At 55.4% G+C, this 26,641-nt stretch carries 17 protein-coding genes; 11 read left to right on the top strand and 6 right to left on the bottom strand.

What is annotated here, in order from left to right; genetic code table 11:
- Positions 1–3: 3 nt before the first annotated feature.
- Positions 4–6,795, bottom strand: a complete 6,792-nt coding sequence (locus ON16_RS08305) for an EAL domain-containing protein (protein WP_040661236.1) — start codon at positions 6,793–6,795, stop codon at positions 4–6.
- Between the two features lie 590 nt (positions 6,796–7,385).
- On the opposite strand from ON16_RS08305, the gene greA reads away from it, so the two are divergent.
- Positions 7,386–7,862 (top strand): transcription elongation factor GreA, encoded by a 477-nt coding sequence (greA, locus tag ON16_RS08300; RefSeq protein WP_040661234.1) that lies wholly within the window; start codon positions 7,386–7,388, stop codon positions 7,860–7,862.
- A 10-nt stretch (positions 7,863–7,872) separates the two neighbouring features.
- A complete protein-coding gene (gene lysS / locus ON16_RS08295) occupies positions 7,873–9,375 on the top strand; it encodes a lysine--tRNA ligase (protein ID WP_040661233.1) in 1,503 nt (500 codons plus the stop codon).
- Positions 9,376–9,517: 142 nt separating this feature from the next.
- On the opposite strand, the gene ON16_RS08290 is transcribed toward lysS, so the two are convergent.
- Positions 9,518–11,947 (bottom strand): glycoside hydrolase family 94 protein, encoded by a 2,430-nt coding sequence (locus ON16_RS08290; RefSeq protein ID WP_040661231.1) that lies wholly within the window; start codon positions 11,945–11,947, stop codon positions 9,518–9,520.
- Between the two features lie 257 nt (positions 11,948–12,204).
- Here ON16_RS08290 and ON16_RS08285 point away from each other — a divergent pair, with 257 nt between their 5' ends.
- From ON16_RS08285 to ON16_RS08250, 8 genes are all read left to right on the top strand, one after another.
- Positions 12,205–13,212, top strand: a complete 1,008-nt coding sequence (locus ON16_RS08285) for a LacI family DNA-binding transcriptional regulator (protein WP_040661230.1) — start codon at positions 12,205–12,207, stop codon at positions 13,210–13,212.
- Positions 13,213–13,308: 96 nt separating this feature from the next.
- Positions 13,309–14,709 carry a type 2 periplasmic-binding domain-containing protein gene (locus tag ON16_RS08280; RefSeq protein WP_040661229.1) on the top strand — a complete coding sequence of 467 codons (1,401 nt, stop codon included), beginning with the start codon at positions 13,309–13,311 and terminating at the stop codon, positions 14,707–14,709.
- A gap of 73 nt (positions 14,710–14,782) precedes the next feature.
- Positions 14,783–15,754, top strand: coding sequence for a carbohydrate ABC transporter permease (locus tag ON16_RS08275; protein ID WP_040661228.1), 972 nt, complete (start codon positions 14,783–14,785; stop codon positions 15,752–15,754).
- On the top strand, positions 15,751–16,620 hold the full coding sequence (locus ON16_RS08270; RefSeq protein WP_051131634.1) for a carbohydrate ABC transporter permease: 870 nt from the start codon (positions 15,751–15,753) through the stop codon (positions 16,618–16,620). Before ON16_RS08275 ends, ON16_RS08270 begins: the two co-directional genes overlap by 4 nt.
- 180 nt (positions 16,621–16,800) lie before the next feature.
- Positions 16,801–17,985, top strand: a complete 1,185-nt coding sequence (locus ON16_RS08265; protein ID WP_040661227.1) for an ABC transporter ATP-binding protein — start codon at positions 16,801–16,803, stop codon at positions 17,983–17,985.
- Positions 17,986–18,251: 266 nt separating this feature from the next.
- Positions 18,252–19,289, top strand: coding sequence for a 16S rRNA (cytosine(1402)-N(4))-methyltransferase RsmH (gene rsmH / locus ON16_RS08260; RefSeq protein ID WP_040661226.1), 1,038 nt, complete (start codon positions 18,252–18,254; stop codon positions 19,287–19,289).
- 12 nt (positions 19,290–19,301) lie between these two features.
- The gene (locus tag ON16_RS08255) at positions 19,302–19,640 is read left to right on the top strand and encodes a nucleotide pyrophosphohydrolase (protein ID WP_040661224.1); all 339 of its coding nucleotides are present in this window, start codon (positions 19,302–19,304) and stop codon (positions 19,638–19,640) included.
- A 75-nt stretch (positions 19,641–19,715) separates the two neighbouring features.
- A complete protein-coding gene (locus ON16_RS08250) occupies positions 19,716–20,330 on the top strand; it encodes an HdeD family acid-resistance protein (RefSeq protein WP_040661223.1) in 615 nt (204 codons plus the stop codon).
- Positions 20,331–20,624: 294 nt separating this feature from the next.
- On the opposite strand, the gene ON16_RS08245 is transcribed toward ON16_RS08250, so the two are convergent.
- The 4 genes from ON16_RS08245 to ON16_RS08230 all read right to left on the bottom strand — a co-directional run bounded on the left by ON16_RS08245 (position 20,625) and on the right by ON16_RS08230 (position 24,864).
- On the bottom strand, positions 20,625–22,064 hold the full coding sequence (locus ON16_RS08245; RefSeq protein WP_040661222.1) for an aminoacyl-histidine dipeptidase: 1,440 nt from the start codon (positions 22,062–22,064) through the stop codon (positions 20,625–20,627).
- Between the two features lie 107 nt (positions 22,065–22,171).
- Entirely contained in the window at positions 22,172–22,516 is a 345-nt protein-coding gene (locus ON16_RS08240; RefSeq protein WP_040661220.1) for a hypothetical protein, read from the bottom strand.
- Entirely contained in the window at positions 22,513–22,872 is a 360-nt protein-coding gene (locus ON16_RS08235) for a PqqD family protein (RefSeq protein ID WP_051131633.1), read from the bottom strand. The genes ON16_RS08240 and ON16_RS08235 overlap by 4 nt, the downstream gene beginning before the upstream one ends.
- A gap of 87 nt (positions 22,873–22,959) precedes the next feature.
- Positions 22,960–24,864: an OPT family oligopeptide transporter gene (locus ON16_RS08230; RefSeq protein WP_040661217.1), complete on the bottom strand. Its 1,905-nt coding sequence runs from the start codon at positions 24,862–24,864 to the stop codon at positions 22,960–22,962.
- Between the two features lie 581 nt (positions 24,865–25,445).
- On the opposite strand from ON16_RS08230, the gene ON16_RS08225 reads away from it, so the two are divergent.
- Positions 25,446–26,621 carry an NAD(P)-dependent malic enzyme gene (locus ON16_RS08225; RefSeq protein ID WP_040661216.1) on the top strand — a complete coding sequence of 392 codons (1,176 nt, stop codon included), beginning with the start codon at positions 25,446–25,448 and terminating at the stop codon, positions 26,619–26,621.
- The last annotated feature ends 20 nt before the right edge of the window (positions 26,622–26,641 follow it).

Raw genomic sequence — 26,641 nt, 5'->3', positions numbered from 1 at the left:
CTATTATTTGCCGTTTTTCTTTGGCCTGTATTTCAGGGCCGTATACCGATCCTTGCCTTCTTTTTTTGCCTTGTACAGCGCCTCATCCACGCATTTGAAAACGCTTTCATAGTCGGCGCTCTCTCCGGCGATGCTGATGATGCCGATACTGGCCCGAATCGGTTTTTCAGTGCCGATGGTGATTCGATGCAACTCCTCCAGAATTCTGGCGGCCTTTTTCTCAGCAGCTTCAAGCGAGGCGGCAGACTTCATATAAACGATGAACTCATCGCCTCCAAAACGGACAACAATATCCGCCCCAGAGAACAGTTTCCGCAAAATCATGCCCACCTGCCTGAGCACCTGATCCGCCTCCAGATGGCCATAGGAATCGTTGATCCACTTGAAATTGTCGATATCCATAAACAGGATGCAGTTAACCTCCTCCAGCGTCCGCTTCTTCAAAGCCTGCTTGATCGCCGTCAGACCGTAGTTTTTGTTAAGGATTCCGGTCAATTCGTCATACTGCGCGTCCATGCGGAACCGGTCCTTTTCCAGCATCATATCGTTGATATCGTCCAATCGGCCAATCACCCGATAGGCGCACCCTTCCTCGTCGGCAAGCGTCACATATTTTGCGCGATACCAGCGCAGCGTCCCGTAATAATTTCCTCGGAAATCATAGGTTCCGCTGGCGCGGTCACTGGCGGCGCTGCGCAGGGCGGAAATAAAGCGCCGCTCTTCCTCGTTGGAAATTTGATCTCCGTGGGAAACCTCCTCCGCATAGTGTTCATAGGTCGTTTCAATGGGATCTTCACCCGGTAGGTGCAGCGAAATGCGCATAACGTCGTCCTGCGGCGCATAGTCAAAGGTTATTACATCTGTGGACTCGCTCAAAATTCGATACTTTTCCATTTGCCAAAGGTACTCCTGCTCCCGTGCCAGTTCCTCTGTAATATTTACCAGAACCGCATAATACAGCGGAACTCCCTCCTCGTTTCTGCTCATGCTGCAAAAAGCCCGCAGCCAAAACCGGCTTCCATCCTTCCTCTTTGCGTGCATTCTTCTAATCACCAGCGGCTTGCCCGACATCAGCGTCTCAAGTCCGGCCTTTGTCAGTTCATCCGCCGTGGGCACAAAATTCGTGGATTGGCCATTGGCAATACGCAAATCATACTCTTTCCTTGTAAAACCAAACATCTCGCAGGTTTTGTCGCTGGCATAGACCGGCAGCAGCTTTCCTTCCTCCATTTCATAAATCGCAACGCCTGTGGGAATATTTGAAATGATTTGCTGCATTCTGGTTAAAAGCCGCTCCAGTGCAATTTTTGACCGCATCTGCGCATCCAAATCCGTCAGGCTGCCGATGATGCGCAGCACCTTGCCGTTTTTATCCTTGAGGAAGGTTCCCGCCATTTTCGTCCAGCGATAGCTTCCATCCGTCATTTTCACGCGGAGAGTCTCTTCCAGATAAGGCGTTTGTGTCTTCGTCGCATTAAAAAAGCGGTCAAGAAGCTGCTGGTCGTCCGGATGGACAATGCTGCGGTCCCCGCGGTTGTAGATAATTTCCTGCTGGTCGCACCGGCTCATCTCGTACTTATGATACGCCTTTGTGGATGAGAATTTTCCGGTTTGCAGATTCATCTCAAACGCGGCGATCCCGGTTTGCGCCACGATGACGCGGTACAGGTTCTGGTTCTCTGCCTGCGATTTTAGAATTTGCAGTTTCTCTCTGTCCAGCTCCGCATTTTTTTGACTTGTCACGTCCTTGGTGCAGCACAGATAGCGGCTTACATCCATCTGCAGCAGCGTACTTTGGCAGTAGTGGAGCGAACCGTCCGGCAGAGAGATTTGGTAGTTCATCGAGGGAGTCCGGCCCTTGCGGAACATCTCCCGGATATGCGCAAGGTCCATAAATTCATCAAGCGCGGCCCGGTCCTTCGCGCACACATAGGTTTCTATCCATTTCGTAAATGTCTGGTAAAGGTTCGTTGCTCTAACGCCTCTGCCTGTCTGCTTGTAGTTTGCATACAGTGGCAAAAACGTATTGGCGGCGAAGTTGAATTCAACAATTTCATCGTACAGCGCGCTCAGTGTTCTGGTATAGAGCTGGAGCGTCCAATTGTACTCGGTCTGACGGATTTGTGGCACATTTTCTGCAAAGCAGCTTCGATCCGTACCCAAAACCTGAATCACCTTGCGTCCATGCCACAGGAAGGAGGATGCCTGCATGATATAGCGGCGGCCGTCATTTTCCGCCTCCACAGGGAGGGACAGTCCCATCCAAGAAAGCGACCTGATCGGACACCCGGGACACACAGCGTCGCGTCGGGCAAATGCCTTGTAGCATGATTCCCCTCTCAGCGGAACGCCCTTTGATGCCTCAACAGAGGGGTTCCAATAAAGGACTTCATAGGTATCGGGATCGACCATATAGATATAAGCCGGGCTGCTGTCCATTCGCCGCAGTGTCTCCTCCGGCAGATCGAAATTATCGTTTTCATGATTTGAGAACAGAAGGGTACTTAAAATCTGGGCCACAATGCGCAGTACGTTAATCTGCTGCCCTGTCCAGATTCTGGTGCGCCGGCACTCATCAAAGCCAAGACAGCCGCAGAACGCCCCACCCTTCAAAATTGCGCACTGGATGATCGCCCTGACTCCCCGAGGCTCCAGTTCTTTTCGTATCCAGTCCGGAAGTGTGGAAACATCGGAGCAGGAGAAAATCTCATTGTCGCCGAATAGTTCCGCGTATTTTCTCTCTGGGGCCTCTCGGTAGGCCCGGGACGGAAGATGGTTCTTCTCTGGTGCAGCATCGCCGCCGCACCATTCAAACGTATTTAAAAGATACCGCCCATCTTCCTCTTTCTGCATGATATAGGTGCGGCTGACATCAAATTTTTCTCCCAGATAAGACAGGATCGCCTGCACAGCCGTCCGCGAATCGGCAGCGGCATTCAGCGTTTGAAGCACCTCTCGCACAGCCCTCCGGTCATAGGCCAAGTCCTTAAAATCGCAGCCTGTGAACTCAAACAGCTTTTTGTTCAAGCTCTGATTCATATCGTTCTGTACTTGACTGACCTGCCCCACGATCCGGCAGACCTTTCCCGCCTCGTTTGCGATGGAGGCAATTTGCACGGAGCAATCGCAAAATCCACCGCCAAAGCGGTTCGACCGGTATTCAAGGGTTCGGCGGAGCGGTTCCTTGATCGCCTCCGCGAACATCTCCCGGATGCGTTCCCGATCCTCTACACTGATGAAGGGATTATCGGAAAGTGTAGCAAAATAGTGCCGTGTCATCTCCTCGACAACGCCGCGCTCCGAGTCCATGCGCTGTGTTTTTAAAACATCGGAAACGGGGTCATAGTCATAGACCAGTACGCCGGTTTTTTCAATAAAAAGACGGTTCCGCTCACTTTCCTTTTGCTGCGCGGCGGCAAGTGCCTGCAGCTTTTCATTTTCCTTAGCCAAAAACTCGGCGTTTTTCTGGCCCGTGATGTCCTTGTTGCAGCTCAGATGCACCGACCCGCTTAGATACAGCACCGTATTGGACGCCCAGTGTTCTTTTCCCTCCGCGTCATGATACCGGTATTCCAGCGTCTCCGGCATGGCGTTTGCACGATTGCCCGTTCTTTGGTAAAAGTCCCGAATTCGTTGACGATCCTCTGGAAACGCATACCGCTCACATAATATGTCAAGGGTCCGGTTAAAGGGCATTAATTTGCCAATGCGGGAATCATCTGGATTTTTTGCCGATCTCATGGAGCAGATATTCTGATCCAAATCAAACTCAAAAACTTCGTCGAATAATCCGAACAGCGCGCCGCTCAGACGCTTTAGATCCGCCTGCTTGCGGTGGCTGATATCGCTGAGCACCACCTGAATGGCCTCTTCACCGTTCTGATAGTTCACTCTCTGAAGCAGCACCCGCAGCCACCGGATGCTGCCATCCGGGCGGATGATTCGAAACTCGCAATCCGTCTGCATCCCCGTCTTTGCCGCAGAGATTTTCTTAAGGGCCTCGCTCACAATGGGCAAATCTTCGGGATAAACATCTTTCAGCTTGCTTTTTCCGCGCATGGCCGCCACATACTGGCTGCGGCTGTCATAGCCGCTAATTTTCCATGCGGTATCGTTCAGGCTGAGCAGTTTCCCCGTTTCGCCCTCCTTACTGGCGGCTGAAAACTGCATAATGCCGCAAGGGATCGTGTCGTATAGCGCTTGCAGCGAGATCCGCTGCTTTTCCAATTCCTGCTCCTGCTTTGCCGCAGTTTGCCGGCTCTTTACCTCATCGTCAATATCAAGCAGGATTCCGCTTGCAAATCTGACGTCTCCATTTTTTCTTAAAACGCGGGCAGTTAGACGTACATAGCGCCAAGTGCCGTTCCGGCAGATATGGCGGTAGACCGTTTCCAGCGTGGGAACCTCTCCGCGGATCAGCCGACCAATCTGACGGCCTGCCTTTGGGAAATCATCGGGGTGGATGGTGGCCAGCGGATCGTCGGCAAACAGCTTTTGATACTCCTCCCGCGTATATCCAAACATCGCCGGAGCCATATCGTTGAAATAGCTGATACGCGCTTTGTCCGTGATCTCATAGTCTAAAATGCCACCGGGAAGATTGTCCATGATGGCGGAAAGATGCTCTGTCAGTTCCGAGTTCTGGGTCAGCAGCTTTACTCTCTGCGTAATATCCTCCACCGCCAGATAGAGAATGTAACGGTTTGCGTTTTGAGCCAAAAGCCGCAGCTGCACTCTTGTCCAAAGGGTGTGGTTGTGGCCCCCGATTGGCAGAGAGTGCAGTTCGCAGCTGCTCTCCCTGCCGGTTTCGATGGCCTTTTCAATCGCGTTTACCAGAATCGCCCGGTTTTCCTTGTCAAAGCGATCCAGCAGATGGAGCTGCTTGCCCGCATACTCCTCACGCGTGACGCCCAGCGTTTCAAAATATTTGTCGTTTAGGCGCAAGGCCTCCACATTACTGCCGTCATATTCGATGATAGCCGCCCCGCCCACAAAGCTGTTGAACAAGAGAGTCGCCTGCGTAGAGGCGGAAAGGAAATTCTCCGCGCCCTCAATATCGTCGGAAAAGCACTTTTGGTTGCCGCCCTTTAGCGTACTGGAAGCAAGAATCTTTTCAAATTCCTTCACCGGCATCGGCTTTGCAAAATAGTAGCCCTGCATATGGGTGCAGCCGATGCTTTTGAGGTAATCCGCCTGCGCCTTTGTCTCCACGCCCTCGGCAATCACGGGCAGCTTGAGCCAGTGGGCCATGCGGATAACCGATGTAAGGATGTTGCCGCCCCTCGTGTCGTTCATGCTCTTTTCAAGGAACTTCATGTCCAGCTTCAGCGTCTGAACCGGCACATCCTTCAGCGTGTTGAGCGAGGAATAACCGCTTCCGAAATCGTCCATCTCCACGGTAAAGCCCGCTGCAAGCAGCTCGTTGACAATTTCGATCAGCTGGTCGGGATTGTCCATATACGCCGACTCGGTGATCTCCAAACGAAGAAGCTCAGGCGCAAGCCGATATTTCTTTACAAGATTCTGAAGCAGTCCGCACAGATGGGACCGATAGATGTCCCGCCGCGAAATATTAACCGAAATCGGCACAATTGGCTTTCCGTCATCCAGCCATCCGCGCAGCATACGGCACACCTGTTCCCAGACATACTCGTCCACGTTGCTGATAAAACCATTGCGCTCAAAGACAGGAATAAATTTTCCCGGAGAAATCAGTCCCTTTTTCGGATGCTGCCACCGCACCAGCGCCTCTGCGCCGTCGAGGGTTCCCGCAGCATAGTCATACTGCGGCTGCAAGTACACGACAAACTGCCCCTGCGCCAGAGCGCGTTCCATCTCCTGAAGAATCTCCTGCTCCTCCAGTAGCGACGCACGCATGGAATCGTCATAAAACGCCACGCGCGCCAAATAGTTGTTTTTAACAGAGCGCAGCGCCAGCAGCGCCCGGTCGCACATCAGCGACACGTCGATTGTCGGGTCATTTACCTGATACACGCCTACCCGGGTGACAAAATCGAAATCGTCATACAGGGAGTTGAGCGCACCAATCGTTCGGTTTAGTTCCGTAATAAACTCATACGCCTGAAACTGCGCCGCCTCCACGCAAAGGACAAAGTGATCCGCTTCCCAGTGTCCGCAAGTCGTTCCCGGTTTGGCGTTGTTGCAGAGTATCTGCCCGATTTCACTCAACAGGATATCGCCCGCAGGTACGCCAAAGGTATCGTTAAAAATTTTAAAGCGATCAATATCCCAGCGCAGGATCACATAGCTTTTATTCGGGTGAGCTGCCAGCAATTCAGCGGTTTTGCGGCAAAATGCTTTCTTATTGAGGATTCCCGTCCTCTCATCAATCTCAGACTGGCGAAGCTGCTCTTCCAGAACGCGGTTGCGCGCCGCCTGCTGTCCGGCTTCCCGGTGGTTGATCAGATTGCGCACCCGGTGCAGGGCGATCTGCGGATTGAACGGCTTGATCAGCACATCCAAGGCGCCCAAATCCAGCGCCTTGAGCTGGCTTTCAAGGTCGTCGCTGCCGGTGTCTACCACAACCGGAATATCCCGAAGCTGCTCGTCCGCTCGCATGGCCCGCAGCACGCCATAGCCGTCCAGTTCCGGCATTTTTATATCCAAAATCACGGCGGCCACATCCGCCACGCGTCTTAAAATAGCCATCGCCTGCAGACCGTTTTCCGCCTGCTCCACCTGATATTCCTTAGAAAATATCTCATGGAGCAGCTTGAGATTTGTTCGTGAATCATCCACTACGAGAACCACGGGTTTTCCCGTCTGTTCCGCCATTACTAACCCCTCCAGAGCATTGCAGATGCCCTTCCTGACGGAAACGCATACGCAGTAAAATTCCGAGAGTCCTCGCCCACCTGCTGACTGGGCCCTTCATTGCGGAAAACCGGTAAGGTCCGTCAATGCCATGACCGTGCGCAAAAAGCGCCTGTCAGCCGCATGACAGGCGCTTTCCCAACTCTTCAGTTGCCGCCACCTGCTCGCGCTATGGCTCTCGACTTTGTGCGGCGGCATTCGCCGCCGGAGTTGTCCCTTTTCTTTCTTTTCAAAACTGTATCGCACTTAAGGCAGCACCGCACAATATCCGCCTCTGCCTTTAAATCGCATTGGCTTGCAGCGTTTTCACCAAAAGCCATCCGATATTTCCTCCGCCTATTTTTTTTCAGTATATCATTTTTCTATAATTTTGCAACCGTTTTTCGACGGTTTTCGCATTTGTGCATCCCATGTCCTTTAAACTGTCCTCAGCATCACGGAACCGCTTGACATTGGGTTTCGGAAACTCTATAATATTGTGTCATGACTAAGCTGGAATCCTTGTGGACATCCATAAGGAAAATATAGGGGAGCAGAAAGGACTTGTACCGATGAGCAACGAATACAGGATGAGCCAAGCCCGTCTCGACGAGCTGCAGACAGAACTGAATTTTTTAAAAACCACCCGCAGTGACGAGGTTGCAGAGCAGATCAAAATCGCCCGCGGCTTCGGCGATCTCAGCGAAAACAGCGAATATGACGAGGCAAAAAACGAGCAGGGCAAACTGTACTCCCGCATTGCGGAGCTGGAGGAAGTCCTGCAGCACGCTGTGGTGGTGGACGAGAACGCCGCAGACAACGACGCCGTCACCATCGGCTGCAAGGTCACTGTGGCGGATGGCAGCGGCAACGTGCTGCCCACGGTCTATAAAATCGTCGGCTCTCAGGAATCCGACCCGATGCACGGCATCATTTCCGAGGAATCCCCCTTTGGCAAGGCCCTGATGGGCGCAAAAGAGGGGCAGACCGTCACGGTGGAAGCCCCCAACGGCAGTCTCACCTACGTGGTTCACAAGATTGAGCGGTAAGGAGAATAATATGGCTGAACAAGAGACATCCCAGCGGCCCGAACTGGATCTGAGTGAGCAGACCCGGGTCCGCCGAGAAAAGCTGGCAGCGCTTCAGGCCGCGGGCGAGGACCCTTTCCGCCAGACCCGATTTGACTGGAACGCCACCAGCGAACAGATCAAGTCCCATTTCGACGCCATGGAGGGCCAGAGCGTGAAGATCGCGGGCCGTCTGATGAGCAAGCGCGGCATGGGCAAGGTGAGCTTCTGCGATCTCGCCGACCGGGAGGGCCGCATTCAGCTCTACGCGCGGCAGGACGAGATGGATGAGGCGGTCTATAAGAAGTTCAAAAAGTACGACATCGGCGACATCGTTGGTGTGGACGGCGAGGTTTTTCGCACCCAGCGGGGCGAGATGAGCGTCCGGGCCAAGGACATCGTCCTCCTCAGCAAGGCATTGCTGCCTCTGCCTGAAAAGTTCCACGGCCTTCAGGACAAGGAGCTGCGGTATCGCCAGCGGTATGTGGATTTGATTGTGAATCCGGAGGTGAAGCGCAACTTCATCATCCGTTCCCAGTTCATCAAGCACCTGCGCAACTATCTGGACAATCTGGGTTATATTGAGGTGGAAACCCCGGTTTTGAACACCATTTCCGGCGGCGCGGCCGCCCGCCCCTTTGTGACCCATCACAACACGCTGGATATCGACATGTACATGCGTATTGCCACGGAGCTGCCGCTGAAGCGGCTGATCGTGGGCGGCATGGACCGGGTCTATGAGATTGGCCGCATCTTCCGCAACGAGGGCATGGACCCCAAGCACAACCCGGAATTCACCACCGTGGAGCTTTATCAGGCCTATACCGATTTTCACGGGATGATGGACATTGCCGAGGGCGTTGTCTCCTCCGCCGCGAAGGAACTTTTGGGCACCTATGAAGTGGAGTGGATGGGACAAAAGATTGATCTGACTCCCGGCTGGCCCCGCCTGACCATGATTGACGCAGTGAAGCAGTACGTGGGGATTGATTTCGGCGCCATCTCCGACGACGCAGAAGCAGTTGCCGCCGCGAAGGCCAAGGGCGTGGAGCTGGCAGACAGCGCGGAGAAGACATGGGGCAACGCCCTGTACCAGTGCTTTGACCAGCGGGTGGAAGATCATTTGATCCAGCCCACCTTCATCACCATGTATCCGGTGGAAGTCTCTCCCCTAACCAAGCGCAGCCCGCAGGACCCCCGTCTCACCGAGCGGTTTGAGTTTTTCATTAACCACAGCGAGATGGGCAACGCCTATTCCGAGTTGAACGACCCCATTGACCAGCGCCAGCGGTTTGAAAAGCAGGCGGAGGCCCGGGAGCGGGGCGATGAGGAGGCCGAGATGCTGGACGAGGACTTCCTCACCGCTTTGGAATACGGACTCCCCCCCACCGGCGGCATGGGCATTGGCATTGACCGTGTGGTCATGCTGCTGACCAATTCCGACACCATCCGGGACGTAATCCTGTTCCCCACCATGAAGCCCTTGGACAACTGATTGTTCAAACGCCGCCATGCGGCATATAGAAGCAGGACGGAGCCGCCGCTTTGGCGTCTCCGTCCTGTTTTTTTAAGACTGGTCATGGCGAGGTTTTTCCGGCATCTGTTTTTTCACGCTGTTTCAACGAACGTCAGGCCGTTCACAGCCGCACTTCCACATGGCAGGTTTTGACCCCCTCTGGCGGGAGCGGAACCAGATCGCCTGCAAGCGGCAGACCGTTCAGTCGCAGCTGGGGGCGGTGTCCGCCGCCGTTACGGATGTGGATGGTATAATCCACGCCCCGGAACCGTCGGCAGACAGTCAGTTCCCCTAGCTCCCTCGGCAGGCACGGGCGAATGCGCAGCCCATCATAATCCGGCTGAATGCCTAAGATCGCCTGACTGATATTTACGAAGGACCAAGCGGAAGTCCCGGTAAGCCAGCTGTTTTTTGCCTCGCCGGGTCGGGCGGCAGCGCGTCCCGCCACCGTCTGGCTGTATACATACGGCTCCGTTCGGTGAATCTCCGAGCGCTCCTCCACCCATGCAGGGCAGATGCGGCGATAGACGTCGAAAGCTTCTTCCCCTCTGCCAAGCTCTGTTTCCGCGATGGAAAGCCAAGGGTTGTTGTGGCAGAAAACGGAGCCGTTTTCCTTGTAGCCGGGTGGATAGCTGGTGATTTCCCCCAACTCCTTGTGATACGCGGTATAGCAAGGGGTGAGCAGCTCCACGCCGTAGTCCCCCAGCAGATGCTTCCGAACGGAATCCAGCGCCTTTTGGGGCCGCCCCTCTGCCCCACCGATACCCGCCATGGCGCAGAAACCTTGCGGCTCGATGAAAATCTGTCCCTCGGTGCAGGATTCTCCGCCCACGGGATTTCCCGCTGCGTCATAAGCCCGGAGATACCACGCTCCGTCCCAGCCGTCCGTAAGGACGGCTTTTTCCATGTCTGCGACCGCTTGGTCCACGCGCGCCGCTTCGTCACCCAGCTTCAGCCAGCGGCACAGATCGGCGTATTCCCGCCCGTATTTCACGAACATGCCGGCAATAAAGACGCTCTCTGCCACCACCCCGTCGCTGGGACCGGTGACTTGAAAGCTCTCTCCCGGTTCCTCGGAAAAGCAATTCAGATTCAGGCAGTCGTTCCAGTCCGCCCTTCCGATCAGGGGCAGACCGTGGGGGCCTAAATGGTTCATGGTGAAGTGGACGCTGCACCGCAGATGCTCCAGCAGCGGTGCCTCACTGCCGGGGCGGCTGTCAAAGGGAACCAGCTCTTCCAGAATGGAAAAATCCCCCGTCTCCCGCAGGTAGGCACACACCGCAGCCACCAACCACAGTGGATCGTCGTTAAAGCCGGAGCCGATGTCGTTATTTCCCCGCTTGGTCAAAGGCTGGTATTGGTGGTAGGTAGAGCCGTCCGGCTTCTGGACGGCGGCGATGTCCAAAATGCGCTCCCGCGCCCGATCTGGGATCAGATGGACAAAGCCCAGCAAATCCTGGCAGCTGTCCCGGAAGCCCATACCCCGGCCCATTCCACTTTCAAAATAGCTGGCGGAGCGGCTCATGTTAAAGGTCACCATGCACTGGTACTGGTTCCAGATGTTTACCATCCGATCCAGCCTGGGCTCTTTGCTGGATACCGTGTAAACGGACAGCAGTTCCGTCCAGTAGGATTTCAGCTCCGCCAGCGCGGCATCCGCCGCGGCGGGATTCAGAAACCGATCTACGACCCGCCGCGCCCCATCCTTTCGCACAACGCCGGGGGCAGAAAACTTTTGGTCCCGTGGATTTTCGGCATAACCCAGCAAAAAGACGTACCGTGTCTCCTCGCCCGGCTCCAGCTTCACTGTTATGCGGTGAGCGGCGATGGGGGCTCCGCCATGGGCCTCGGAATTTTTGCTCTGCCCCGCCGTCACCTGCCGGGGTGCACGCCAGTCGCCAAACGGCCCCAAAAATTCGTCCCGATCTGTCTCAAAGCCATCGGTGTGCGTGTTGACAGAAAACCAAGCGTAGTGATCCCGCCGCTCCCGATACTCCGTGGTGTGATAAATAACGGAAGGCTCCGTCTCCACCTCGCCGGTGTTCAGGTTCCTCTGGAAGTTGGCCGCGTCGTCCGCCGCGTTCCACAAACACCACTCCACCGCCCCCCAAAGCTCGATCTCCTTTTCCTGCTTCCCGTTGTTCTTTAAAGTCAGGCTGTGAACTTCACAGGTTTCGTGCAAGGGGATAAAGGCTGTCAGCGATGCGGCCAGATGATCCTTCTCGCTTTCAAACACCGTATAGCCCAGCCCATGGCGGCAGCGATAGCGGTCCAGCGCCGTTCCGCATGGGAGAAACGCCGGACTCCATGGAGTCTTTTCCGGCTCCCGGAGATAGAAAAATCGCCCTCCCATATCTGCGGGAACGTTTTGATAGCGATAGCGAATGAGCCGCCGGAGTTTGGCGTCCCGGTAGAAGCAATATCCGCCTCCGGTGTTGGAGATCAGGCCGAAAAAATCCTGATTCCCCAAATAATTGATCCACGGCAGCGGCGTTGCGGGAGTTTCTACGACATATTCCCTATTTTCATCATCAAAGTACCCAAATTTCAAAGAAAAGCCGCCTCCACTTCAATTTAAACATTAAAGAACACGTTTTTGCAATTACAGTTTCTAACAGATGCCCCTACCATAGCGCAATTTTTTATTTTGCACAAGAATAATTTGAAAACATTTCATTTTTTAACATTTATTACAAATTAATCTCTAAATTATTATAGAATTTTTCACCAAGAAAAGTGTTGACGTGGATGAAATTGGAAAATATAATGGAGTTACGAAAACGTGTTCGATTCGTGTGGAGGAATACTATGGTGACCATCAAAGACATTTCAAAAGCCTGCGGAGTATCGCACTCCACAGTCAGCAAGGTTCTCAACGGCTACCCCGACGTTAGTGAAGAGACGGTGGCTCTGGTCCGCCGAACGGCGGAGGAGATGGGCTACACACCCAACGCCGCGGCCCGGCTGCTGAAGACCAATCGTTCCCATAACATCGGCGTCCTCTTTGTGGACCAACTGCAAAGCGGTCTGCGTCACGATTATTTTTCCGCCGTTCTCAACGACTTTAAAAACGAAGCGGAGTGCGGCGGCTATGATTTAACCTTTATCAGCCAGAATTTGGGCGGCAGCTCCATGTCCTATCTGGAGCACTGCCGTTATCGCAACTGCGACGGAGTCATCATCGCCTGCGTGGATTTCGAAGACCCCGCGGTACGGGAATTGGTAAGCAGTGATATTCCGGTTGTCACCGTGGACCATGTATTTGACCAGCGGGGCGCAGTTGTCTCCGACAACGTGAAGGGGATGCAGGATTTGGTGACCCACGTCTATGAAAAGGGTCATCGGCGCATTGCCTATATCCATGGCGAGATGACCTCAGTCACCCGCAGCCGTCTGGCCAGTTTCTGCCGCACCTGCGAGGAACTGGGGGCGGAGGTTCCGGAGGCGTATATCCGCCCCGCCCGCTATCGCGACCCAACGTCCAGCGCACAGGCTACACAGGCGCTTTTAAGTCTGCCCGTCCCTCCCACCTGCATCCTCTATCCCGACGATTTCTCTTATTTGGGCGGACGGAACCAGCTGGAAGCTATGGGCCTTTCCGTTCCGGACGACATCAGTGTAGCCGGATACGACGGTATCTATCTCAGTCAGGCTCTGCGCCCCATACTCACCACCATCCGTCAGGACACCGAGCGTCTGGGCAGCCACGCCGCCCGCATGCTCATCGAGGCCATTGAGCAGTCCCGCACCCATCTCCCCCGCCAAGAGTTGATTCCCGGCGAACTGCTGATCGGCGGCTCTGTGAAGCAGCTGTAATCCATATTCTCCGCCCGCAGCGGGCGCGTGGATAAACGACCGGCGCAAACCATACGGCACATGTTTGGAAACAAATTTGGATATGGAGGAATCAAAATGAAAAAAGTCCTTGCCGCACTTCTCTCGATGATGATGCTTCTTAGTCTGGCCGCCTGCGGAAACGGCGGCGGAGCCGCCCCTTCTGCCGCTGTCTCTTCCGGGAGCTCCGCGTCTGCATCTGCATCGGCATCCGCCAGCGCCGAGGACAGCACCGCCGTCACCGGCGACCCCAGCGCCGCGAACGCCTTTGTAATCTGGGCGTGGAACGCCGACTTTACGACCATTCAGGAGAAAGTCCTTCCCAAATATCTCAGTCAGGCCGATATGGACCGCATCGTATTCGTAAACGTAGGCAACTCCGACATCTATCAGGACAAAATTGACGCCATTTTGGCGGACCCCGGCAACGAGCTGTATCCGGACATTATGCTGCTGGAGGTTGGCTATGTACAGAAGTACGTCCAGTCCGGTCTGCTGAAAAACGTGGCGGATTTGGGCATTACCGCCGACGACATGTCCGACATGTACGACTATAATCTGAACTTGGGGTCCGACGCTGCCTCCGGCGATACATACGCCCTGTTCTGGCAGGCGACTCCCGGCTGCTGGCAAATCCGCGCGGATCTGGCCCAGCAGTATCTGGGCACCACCGATCCCGCCGCTCTTCAGGAGATGTTCTCCACTTGGGACAAGGTGGTAAAGGTTTCCGCGCAGGTGAACGACGCTTCCGGCGGAAAGGTGAAGCTGCTCAGCGGAACCGACGACTTGAAATACGTTTTCTGCAACGGCGCCCGTTCTCAGGCATGGTATAACGACAAAGACAACATTGTTGTGGACGACGCAATCAAGGACTATCTGGAACTGAGCAAGCAGCTCAAGGGTCTGACCTTTGACACGCTGATGTGGAAGCCCGACTGGGCCGCGCTGAAAGACGGCGACGGCGTGAACACCGAGGCCTGCATTGCCTTCACCGGCTGCCCGTGGTACTCCTATTGGTGCCTGACCGACACTTGGACCGACAACACGGTTCTGATTCAAGGGCCGCAGGCATTCTATTGGGGCGGCACCGGCCTTGCCGCCACGGCGGAGTGCTCCGACACCCAGCTGGCCCGCGACATTCTCTACTATGTCACCTGCAACGCCGACTCTATGGTGGAAATCAACACCGCAAACGGCGATTACGTCAATAACGCAAAAGCGATTTCTGACATTCAGGAGCACGGCTCCGGAACCTCCAGCACCTTTAAGTGCTACAACGATCAGGATATCATCGGCTTCTTTGCCGACAAGTGCAACGGCATCCATGTTCTGGCCGTGGGTGAGGATCAGGTCATCTGCGAGCAGCTGCTGCCCACTGCCGTGTCGGAGTATGCCTCCGGCAGCGTCGATCTGGACACCGCCGTCTCCAACTTCAAATCCGCCATCCACGACCGGTACTCTTACCTGAACGTGGGCTGAACACCGTAACCACGGGCTCCCCCTCCCAAAACAGGCGGGAGGGGGAGCTTCGGGAAATGGGGGAAGTGCGTCCATGAAAACCACAAAGCCGGAAAAACTCAAAAGCGTTCGTTACAGTAAGTACGGGTATTGGTTTATCCTGCCATTCTTTATTGTTTACACTGTTTTTTCACTCTGGCCGCTGATCAGCACCTTTTATTACAGTCTGTTTGCATACACCACCCGCAACTTAAAAGAGACGATCACGTTTACCGGTCTTGGCAACTATCTCAAGTTGCTGGGTCTGGCAGACGGGGAGAAAGCCTACTTTCTCAAATATCTGGGCAACACACTGCGCATCTGGGTCTTCAACTTTATCCCTCAGATCGCTCTGTCCCTGCTGGCGGCGGCTTGGCTGACGGACAGCCGGGTTCGGCTGCGGGGCAAGGGAGCCTACAAAGTCCTGATCTACATGCCCAATATCATCACCGCCGCCTCCATTTCTCTGCTGTTTTACGCGTTTTTGAGTCAATATGGCCCGCTGATGTCCGTTCTGCGGAACGCCGGGCTAATTTCTCAAAATTCCAACATCATGTCCAGCACTTGGGAAACCAGCCTTGCCATCTCCTTCATCCTGCTCTGGATGTGGTACGGCAACACCACCCTGCTCCTGATCTCCGGCATGATGGGCATCAACGCCAGTCTTTACGAGGCGGCGGATCTGGACGGGGCCAGCACTTGGCAGAAGTTCACCCGCATCACGTTGCCGCTGCTTAAACCCATCCTTGTCTATGTGCTGGTGACCTCCGCCATCGGCGGACTTCAGCTCTATGACATTCCGGCGCTGTTCAACGCCAGCGGATACATCGGCCTGCCGGACGATACCTCCACCACCGTGACCATGTACATTATGCGGCTCCACAGCACGGACACCGGCCGGGCCGCCGCCGTTTCCATTATGCTGTTTCTTATCACCGTGCTCATCAGCCTGTTCCTGTTCCGAGCCATGCGCCAGAGCGAGAGTGGACGGCGGCGCAAAAAAGCGGAAGGGGGCGGGCAGTCGTGAAAAAGAGGCGTTCCGCCCCGGAAAATCCAGTCCTTCGGCGGCAACGGCGGCTTCGCTCCGCGGTCATGATCTTTCTTTGCATACTCAGCCTGCTCCCCTTTTACCTGATGTTTATCAACGCCACGCGAACCTCTAACGACGTGAAATCCAGCATCTCCTTCCTCTTTGGCAGCCATCTCATGGAAAACATCGCCACCTTTACGCAAAAGCAAAAGGGCGTTGGCATCACGGCGTGGGGCAGTATGGGCAACTCCCTGCTCGTTGCCGTTCCCTATACGGCTTTGTCCGTTTACTTTTCAGCACTGACGGCCTATGGGCTTTACGCTTATAATTTCAAGGCAAAAAAATTTGCTTGGGGCTTTATTCTGGCAGTGATGATGGTTCCCACGCAGGTCTTTGCCGTTGGCTTTTACAAATTCATGCTGCATCTGGGCCTGATTGACACCTTCCTGCCCTTAATTCTGCCCGCCATCACAACTCCCGCGGTGGTCTTCTTTATGCGCCAATATCTGGCAGCCACCTTGCCGCTGGACATTTTGGAGGCCGCCCGCATCGACGGGTCCGGCGAGTTTCACACCTTCAACACCATCGTTTTGCCCATGATGAAACCGGCGCTGGCTACACAAGCCATTTTTCAGTTCGTTGCCAGCTGGAACAATCTGTTCCTCCCCAGCCTCATCATCAGTTCCAGTGGGAAAAAGACCCTGCCCATGTTTGTGCAGATGCTGATGGGTGAATCCTTCCGTACGGATTACGGCGTGGTGTTTCTGGCGCTGTCCATCACCATCCTGCCCATGTTCGTGATGTACTTCATTCTCTCCCGATACATTGTGGAGGGCGTTACGCTGGGCGGCGTCAAGGAATAACATTTCCCGCCCACGATTTCAATCCGTTTCCGCTGCTCCACTTTTTGGCGGACCGGACGAAAAAAAAGGTATTCCGTTTGGCTTGCGGTGCGGCAGCGGTGGAGCTTGCCGTAAGGCGGCGCGGACGTAAGTCTGCCCGCGAGGCGGCGGCGCGGAAGCGGCTCCGTCAAAGCCCTAAGCATGGCAGAAGTTATTTTGAAAAACATCAAGAAGGTTTATCCCAACACAGAGGCCAAGAAGCACCGAAAGGACGGCGGCGAGAAACTGGCTGACCTTCAGATCACCGATGAAGGCGTGTTGGCCGTTCAGGATTTCAATCTAGAAATTGCCGACAAGGAATTCGTGGTGCTGGTGGGGCCTTCCGGCTGCGGAAAGTCCACCACGCTGCGCATGGTGGCGGGTTTGGAGGAGATCAGCGGCGGGGAACTGTACATGGGTGGCAGGCTGATGAACGATGTGGCCCCCAAGGACCGGGATATCGCCATGGTGTTTCAGAATTACGCCCTGTACCCCCACATGACGGTCTATGAGAACATGGCTTTTTCCTTAAAGCTGAAGAAAACGCCCAAGGACGAAATGGACCGCAAGGTGCGCGAGGCGGCGGAGATTTTGGACATCACCCAGTACCTAGACCGCAAGCCCAAGGCGCTTTCCGGTGGTCAGCGCCAACGGGTTGCCATCGGGCGGGCCATCGTTCGGAACCCGCAGGTATTCCTGATGGACGAACCCCTCTCCAATCTGGATGCAAAGCTGCGCAACCAAATGCGCGCGGAGCTAATCAAGCTGCGCACCCGCATCAATACCACGTTCCTCTATGTCACCCACGATCAAACAGAAGCTATGACACTGGGCGACCGCATCGTTATTATGAAAGGCGGCGTCATCCAGCAGATCGGTACGCCGCAGGAGGTTTTCGACCACCCCATCAATTTGTTTGTGGCGGGCTTTATCGGCTCGCCCCAGATGAACTTTTTTGACGGAAAGCTGATTCAGACAAATGGCGTTTGGCAGGCGGAGACTGCCGGGGCAGTCATTCCTCTGGGACAGAAAACGCAGGCGGCCCTAAACGCCGCTGGCGTCGCTCCTATGGCGGTAAGCATCGGTATCCGTCCCGAGCACATTCAGCTGGAGACGCAGGCGGGGGCGCACACCGTCGCCGCGCAGGTGGATGTATCCGAAATGATGGGCAGTGAAATCCACCTCCATGTGAGTGCAGAGGGAAAGGACGTGGTTGTGCGGGTTCCCACGCTGGAGCTTTCGGAAAAATGGCCAAATGGCCTGCATCGGGGGGATTCCTTCTATTTCTCCTTCCGGCATGATCTGGTTCACCTCTTCGACACGCAAAACGAGGAAACGCTTTTGTAAGCAACGGAAACACAGGGACCCAGCCGTTTGGCCGGGTCCCTCCTTTTGTGCCGATGCAACACATTGACGCTTCTCTTTTCGCGCACCCTGTGCTATAATATTCCAATAAATACCGCTTTTCGGATTCGCGTCGTATAATCGCCGCATGGTTTTGCCAAAACTACCCCCGACAGCGTTTTGACAGATTCGGCTTCTGCAAGGTGCGCCGCTAAAGGCAGCCCCAGCAAGAGCGGGCGATACACCGAAGCAGGCAAGGAGTTGACGTTATGGAACAGGAGCACAAGCGCCGCGTGCGCTATCAGGGAACGCATCCCCGGAACTTCCGGGAAAAATATAAGGAACTGAACCCAGAAAAGTACGGTGACGACGTGGAGAAGGTGCTGCAAAGCGGTAAAACGCCCGCGGGAATGCACGTTCCCATCATGGTGAAGGAGATTCTTGATTTTCTGGAAATTCAGCCGGGGCAGACGGGCTTTGACGCCACGCTGGGCTACGGCGGCCACACCCGAAAAATGCTGGAGCAGCTTCAGGGCCAAGGCCATCTCTACGCCACGGACGTGGACCCCATTGAGTCTGAAAAGACCCGTAAGCGCTTAGAGGACCTTGGCTACGGGCCGGAGATTCTCACCATCCGCCGGATGAACTTTGCCCAGCTGGATCAGGCGGCTCCCGGCATTCTGTTTGACTTTGTTCTGGCGGACTTGGGTGTTTCCTCCATGCAGATTGACGATCCGGAGCGGGGCTTTACCTTCAAGTATGACGGCCCGCTGGATCTGCGGCTGGACCCCACCTCCGGCGTTACCGCCGCGCAGCGGCTGCGAGAGCTGGACGAGGAAGAGCTTTCCGCCATGCTGGTGGAAAATTCCGACGAGCCTTACGCCGACCGCATTGCCCGCGCCGTTTTTCAAGTCTTTCAGCGGGGCGGAACGGTGGACACCACCAAGCAGCTGGCGGCCATCATTGAGGACGCCCTCTCCTTCCTCCCCGCCGGGGAACGGAAGGAAGCTGTTAAAAAATCCTGCCAGCGGGCATTTCAGGCGCTGCGCATCGACGTAAACAGCGAGTTTGAATCGCTGTACAGCTTTTTGGACAAGCTGCCCGGCGTTTTAAAGCCCGGCGGGCGCGCCGCAATCCTGACCTTCCACTCCGGGGAGGATCGGCTGGTAAAGCAGGCCTTTAAGCAGCAGCTGCGCGCCGGTGTTTACAGCGCGGCTGCGCAGGAAGTCACTCGTCCATCCGCCGAAGAATGCTTCCGCAATCCCCGGGCGCGTTCCACTAAGCTGCGCTGGGCCATTCGGGCGTAAGGAGAGAGAATCATGCTGAAAGACGAGACGATCAACCGCGTTTTGAAATTCCGGGACGACCGGGACTGGCGGCAGTTCCACACCCCCAAGGATCTGGCCATCTCCATGAATCTGGAGGCCGCGGAGCTGCTGGAGATTTTTCAATGGAGCGGCGGGGATTTGGAGTGCCGGGAGAAACTGGGCAGGCTCCGAGAGGAGCTGGCGGACGTATTAAGCTACTGCATTTTGATGGCGGACGTCTGCGGGCTGGATCTGGACAAGATTATGAATGACAAAATTACAAAAAACGAGGCCAAATACCCCGTGGAAAAAGCACGAGGAAACGCGGCAAAATATACGGAGCTGGATTAAGAGGTTTGGGTTGTGGTGGAGCCGGAAAATCAGTCTGCGTAATCTGGCTCTGACAAATTGTTGGGAGGAAACAAAATGGATCGTTTTCTGAAAAAAATTAAAATTAACTCGCTGATTAACGCAATCATCTATGCGGTTCTCGGTCTGGTTCTGGTTGTCTGGCCCGTTACCTCAGCAAGCGTACTGTGTCTGGCGCTGGGGGCGGTGCTGCTGATCTGCGGGGTGATCGACGTGATTTTGTTCCTCACTCACCGGGACGGCAGCCTGTATTCCGGCGGAATACTGGTACTGGGCATCATTTTGGCAGCGCTGGGCGTGTGGATCATCGCCAGCCCTCAATTGGTAGCGGTTCTGGTTCCCCGGGTAATCGGCGCCCTCATCTGCATTCACGGTATCGGCGACCTCGGAGATGCCATTGCACTGCGCCGGGCAGATCATCCCCGTTGGACGGCGGCGCTGATTCTGGGACTTGTGACGCTGGTTCTGGGCGCGGTTCTGGTGTTCTACTCCTTTACCGTTCTGTCCACCATTGTGCGGATCATTGGTATTTTCCTGCTGTATGACGGTCTGTCCGACATCTGGATCACCAGTCAAGTTTCCAAGGCCGCAAAGCAGGCGGCTCGGGATTCCGAGGCGCAGGCAAACGCCGTGGATGTGGAATTCACAGAGGAAGACAAGCCCAAGGAATAATCCCCGCTTTATGCTGGCGTGAAGCGACGGGAAGCTTATGGCGGCGGCCCTGCGGGGTGTGTATTTGACGGCTCAAGCCTACGCGCCGCCTGGTGCCAAGCCACACCGTGGTATGGCGGTTTTATATGAGAAGGAATTTCGCGCCCAGTGCGGGGTTTCCTTTTCAAAAGAATGCAGTCAAAAAGCGAGGCGGCAGGCTGATAGCCTGCCGCCTCGCTTTAAATTTCACTCTGCAATCCGCAGGTACGCCAAAGGCGCGCCCTCCATGCGGTATTTACGGAAAATACGCCGTCCTTATTTGGACCGCTTCAGCACTTCCACCACGAACTTCCACATCCGCTGGGTAGACGCAATGCTCAACCGCTCCCGGGGCGTATGAATCTCCGTCAGGTCCGGGCCGATGGAGACACAGTCCAGCCCGGGCAGCTTGCCGGAGAACAGTCCGCACTCCACACCCGCGTGAATCGCCTCAATTGCCGGGGCCTCGCCGTACTGGTCTTTGTAGACCTCCACCATCAAATCCCGCAGGGGAGAATCCGCGCGGTATTCCCATGCGTCATAATCGCCAAAGACTTCCGTCTTTCCGCCCAGCTGCTTTGCAAGGCAGGTCAACCGCGCCCGCAGCATCTCCTTCTGACTGCTCACGCTGCTGCGCACGCAGAAGGTAGCCATCATAGCGTCTTCCCGCGTGGCAAGCACGCCCAGATTCAAGGACGTCTGCACCAGTCCGTCAATGTCGGCACTCATGACCTGAACGCCGTTGGGCGCGCAGGCAAGAAAGCACACACAGCGATTCGTGGAATCCGCATCCATAGGCGCATCCCCCGTCTCCCCGGCAGACACACGCACAAAAACATCCGGGTCTGTGACACGGTACTCGTTTTTCACGGCCGCATCCATCTGCTCCACAGCGGCGCGGGCCTTCTCCTCATCGGCAACCAGCACGGTGGCCGTCGTCTCCCGAGGAATGGCGTTGTCCTTCAATCCGCCGTTCGCCGCCACCAGACGCAGCTCGGAAACCTGACTCATGGCAAGCAGCACGCGGCCCAGCAACAGGCTGGAATTGCCGCGTCCCTTATTGATTTCCTGTCCGGAGTGGCCGCCAATCAGGCCGCCCACCGTCACGGTGAGTGCTGTGCCGGTAAAGTCGCTCCGCCGAACGGGAAGCGTACACTTTGTCATGTTGCCGCCCGCGCAGCTGACGGTGAAAATGCCCTCAGCCTCGGAGTCCAGATTCAGGAACTTCCGCCCCTTTAACGGCGACACATCCAGCGCCTCCGCGCCCAGCATTCCGACCTCTTCGTCCACGGTAAACACAGCCTCAATACGGGGATGAGACAGGTCGTCCGCATCCAGAACTGCCATCGCCATAGCTACGGCAATTCCGTCGTCGCCGCCCAGCGTGGTTCCCTTTGCCAGAACCAGATCGCCGTCCACCGCCAGATCCAGCCCCTCTTTCGCCATATCCTTGGCACACTCGGGAACCTTTTCGCAGACCATATCCAGATGGCCCTGCAAGATCACCGGCTCCGCCTGTTCATATCCGGCGGTCGCTTCCTTGATGATGATGATATTGTTTGCCGCGTCCTGATGATACTCAAGGCCACGCGCCTTTGCAAAGTCCGCGCACCAGTCACTAACCGCCTTCGTGTTTCCGGAGCCGTGGGGAATGGCGCACATCTCCTCAAAAAATTGGAAGACCTTCTTCGGCTCCAACTGGTCCAAAACTGCCATAAGAACTACCTTTCCTTTCTGTTCGCTCAGGGGCGTCGGTGGCCGCATCAGCGGAGAAAAAGCCGCGCCGGAGGCATTGGACAAACTTTTTTGTCCCTTTTAACCGCTCACCGCCTCATGCGGTAGCATCCCTTGTCTGCGGGTTCAATATACTGCTGATCCAACAGGAATTCCATAAGCTGTTTTGTAAATTTTCGGGGGTCCTGCACCGCCGCGCGGCGGCGGGACCAGAACTGCCCGACCTGTACGCCCGTCACCAAAGAGGCTATCTCTTTTTCCGAGATAGTTCCGTTTTTCTTGAGATACTTCAGCACCTTGCTGCCGCATCTGTTCAGCAGCATTCGCTGAAGATCCTCGCCTTGGGTCATGGATTTTTTCAGTCCCCACGCATAGAGAATGGCCCCGGCAATCGCAAACAGGACGATGCCCAGTGCAATCATACCTTTGCTCATCGGGCCGCCTTATCTCTTCCCCGGAACAGGATAAATTCATTGTTCCGCAGAATCTGAACGTACTTCACCAGCCGGTCATACAGAGGCTCGGCATCCTTGCCGAATTCCGCTTTCATCAGCTCCGCCAGCTGGCCCACGGTTTTTTCCCCGTCGATCTGCTTCCAGAGGAAGCTGCCGTATCCGTCCAGATTGATGTTGCTGACGCGCGGGGTATGGAAGAATTTCTGGGCGATTTTTGCGTAGAAGCCCCGGTGGATCATATGGATAGTGACAACGCCGTCCTTTTCGTCCCAGTTGTTTTTGGGGTTTGCCATCGGCACATAGTCCAGATAATTTGCCGCTTTTGTATTTGCCATGCGCATCGCTCCTGTTTGCCCAAATCGGGCTGTATACTTCATAGTATACAGCCCGGTCGGGTTTTTCTCAAGATAAATAAATCTCGCTTATTTGTCGGCCTTCGTGGCAGCCTTGGCGCCCTTGTTGGCGAAAAGATAGATGGTGAAGAGAATGGCGGCGAAGCAGACAAGACCGCCGATCTTGCCGATGCTGAACACACCAGAGACATCCACATTCAGACCGGCCACTGCGAACACGGCCAGCAGGATGCCCACAATGCCCTCGCCTGCGATCAGGCCGGAGGTATAAAGCACGCCAGACTGAACCGCGTCGTTCTTGGCCTTCTCATTGGCATACTTGCGCTTTTCCATGAACCAGCGCAGCAGGCCGCCGGCCATGATGGGGGTGGACAGATAGATGGGCAGATACAGACCGATGGCGAAAGGCAGCACAGGGATGCCCAGCACCTTAACCACAATCGCGATGAACACACCGGTGAACACCAGCGTCCAAGGCAGGTTGCCGCCCATGACGCCCTCGACCACCATCTTCATCAGCATGGCCTGAGGAGCGGGCAGCTCGTTGGAGCCATAGCCCCATGCCATACTCAGCAGATACATAATCGCACCAATGGCAATGGCAGAGACGACAACGCCCACAATCTCTCCGATTTGCTGCTTTTTGGGGGTCGCGCCCACCAAGAAGCCAGTCTTCAAATCCTGAGAGGTATCGCCCGAAATGGCGGCAATGACACAGATGACGCCGCCGATGGTAATGGCAGCGATCATGCCGTTGATGTCGTTTTGACCGGTGGCCTTCAGCAGGAGGGTTGCGATCAGCAGCGTGGCAATCGCCATGCCGGAGACCGGGTTATTGGACGAACCAATCAGACCCACCATGCGGGAGGAAACAGTTGCAAAGAAGAAGCCAAAGATGATAACGATGAAAGCGCTGAACAGATTCAGGGGGATGGACGGAATCAGCCACAGGGCAACCGCCATAATCAAAATGCCGATCAGAAGGGTCTGCATAGACAGATCCTGCTCTGTACGCAGTGTGGATTTACCGTTTTTGCCATAGCCGCCGATGGCGTCCTTAAACGTGCGCACAATCAGGGGCAGGGAGCTGATCAAACTCATGATTCCGCCTGCCAGCACGGCGCCCGCGCCGATGTAGCGGATGAACTTGCTCCACATGGCATCCGGGCCGCCCTGCAACAGCAGCTCGTTCACCGTCACGTCAGCGGGGAACATCACGGTATCTCCGCCGAACAGGGCGATCAGGGGCATCAGAACGAACCAAGCCGTCACGCCGCCCGCGAACAGATAAGAGGAAACCTTTACGCCGCAGATGTAGCCCACGCCGGCAAGGGCCGGCAGAACGTCCACACCGATACCGGAGCCCTTATAGGCCGGGATCTCATAGGCAACCTCGCTGGGGAACACCTTCAGTCCGTCGGCAACAAACTTGTATGCCGCGGCAATTCCAAGACCGGCAAACACGGTGGACGCCTTGGCGCCGCCCTCTTCGCCGGCGATCAAAACCTCAGCGCAGGCCTGCCCTTCGGGATACGCCAGAGTGCCGTGCTCCTGCACAATCAAAGCAGAGCGCAGGGGCACCATGAACAGTACGCCCAGCACGCCGCCGCACAGAGCGATCAGGCCGATTTCAATCAGGGACGGAACCTCGCACAGGCCCTCGTTCGCCCACATAAACAGGGCAGGCAGGGTAAAAATAGCGCCTGCGGCCACAGATTCACCTGCAGAGCCGATGGTCTGGACCATGTTGTTTTCCAGAATGGAGTCGCGCTTGAGAATGAACCGAATGATACCCATAGACAGCACCGCCGCCGGAATGGAGGCAGACACCGTCATGCCGACACGCAATCCCAGATACGCGTTGGCGCCGCCGAAGACAACAGCCAGAATCGCACCGAGAATTACCGATACCACGGTGAACTCGGGCATGATTTTGTCCGCTGGGATGTAAGGCTGGAATTTCTTTTCTTCCACTGAATTTTCCCCTCTTTCACTTTAATGAATTAGTGCTTTACAGAGATGTACACGGTCCATGAACATTCTGTGAACCTATTGTACATGCATCAAAGTTGTTCGTCAAGTCATACAACGCTTTCCCAACTTTTTCTTTATTTTGCCGGAAATGGCGTTAAAAAATTGTTAAATATATCGAAATTATTTAAGAATTATTTTTTAAAAGTGGCACAGAAAAATTTACAAAAAAACATAAAATTCTTTTATTTTCATTTTTAGCTGATACCATGCGCCTTTTTATTGGGACACAAGCGCGCCGCTGTGTCAAAAGTATCTCACTTTTCCCCTATATCCATGCGCTGCAAGGGGATTTTTTCCAAATTTTCTACAAAGTTTCCTGAAAGAGCCGTTCCCCATTCCATAGATTTGTGGTATAATCGTCGAAAAAGCGGCTGATTCCGCGCAGCACTCCATCGGTTCCGCCCTGTGGCGGAGGGGGCGTTCCTGCGGCGCGGAACGATTGGCGAACACCGCTTCACAGCCGTTCGACGAATAGACCAAATACCCGCGTCCGCCTTGTGGCGCGGCAAGGAGGAAGCACCATGGATTATGCAAAGGAATCCCTGCGCCTGCACGGAGAGTGGAAAGGCAAAATTGAAGTCGTCGCCACAGTTCCGGTGTCCACCAAAGACGATCTGTCTCTGGCCTACACACCAGGTGTGGCTCAGCCCTGTCTGGAAATTCAGAAAGACCTCAGCAAAAGCTATGAGCTGACGCGCCGCCACAACATGTGCCTTGTGGTCACCGATGGCAGCGCGGTTCTGGGGCTGGGTGATATCGGTCCGGAAGCGGGTATGCCCGTAATGGAGGGAAAATGCGTACTATTTAAGGCATTTGGCGGTGTGGACGCCTTCCCTCTTTGCATTAAGAGCAAGGATGTGGACGAGATCGTCAACACCATTTATATGATCTCCGGCAGCTTTGGCGGCGTAAATCTGGAGGATATTGCCGCACCCCGGTGCTTTGAGATCGAGCGGAAGCTGAAAGAAAAGTGCGACATCCCCATTTTCCACGACGACCAGCACGGCACCGCCGTCATCACCCTGGCGGGTCTTACCAATGCGCTGAAGGTCGTCGGCAAACGGCTGGAGGACGTAAAAATTACGGTCAACGGCGCGGGCGCGGCGGCAATCGCCATCACAAAACTGCTGCTCTCCGCAGGCGCAAAGGACGTGACCCTCTGCGACCGCACGGGAGTCATTTATAAGGGCCGGGAAACCGGTATGAACTGGATAAAAACGGAGATGGCGGAGGTCACCAATCCCCGTAATCTCAAAGGCTCTCTGACGGACGCTATGGCGGGCGCGGACGTATTCATCGGCGTATCCGCCCCCGGCTCTGTATCACAGGACATGGTTCGCTCCATGGCAGAGGACCCCATTCTCTTCGCCTGCGCTAACCCCACACCGGAGATTTTCCCCGACGAGGCGAAAGCCGCCGGAGCACGGGTGATTTCCACCGGTCGCAGCGACTATCCCAATCAGATCAACAACGTTTTGGCCTTCCCCGGCATTTTCCGGGGCGTGTTCGACGTTCGGGCCAGCGACATCAACGAGGAAATGAAAGTCGCCGCCGCTCACGCGCTGGCGGAGCTGATCTCTGATGAAGAACTCAGCGAGGACTATATCATTCCCGCCGCCTTTGATCCCCGCGTCGGTCCCGCCGTGGCAAAGGCCGTGGCGGAGGCGGCGCGGCGGACCGGCGTTGCCCGCATCTGAGACGATACCCAAACGCTCCC

The sequence above is a fragment of the Oscillibacter ruminantium GH1 genome (assembly GCF_000307265.1).
GTDB classification, from domain to species: Bacteria; Bacillota; Clostridia; order Oscillospirales; family Oscillospiraceae; genus Oscillibacter; species Oscillibacter ruminantium.
This window is presented reverse-complemented; position numbering and strand designations above follow the sequence as displayed.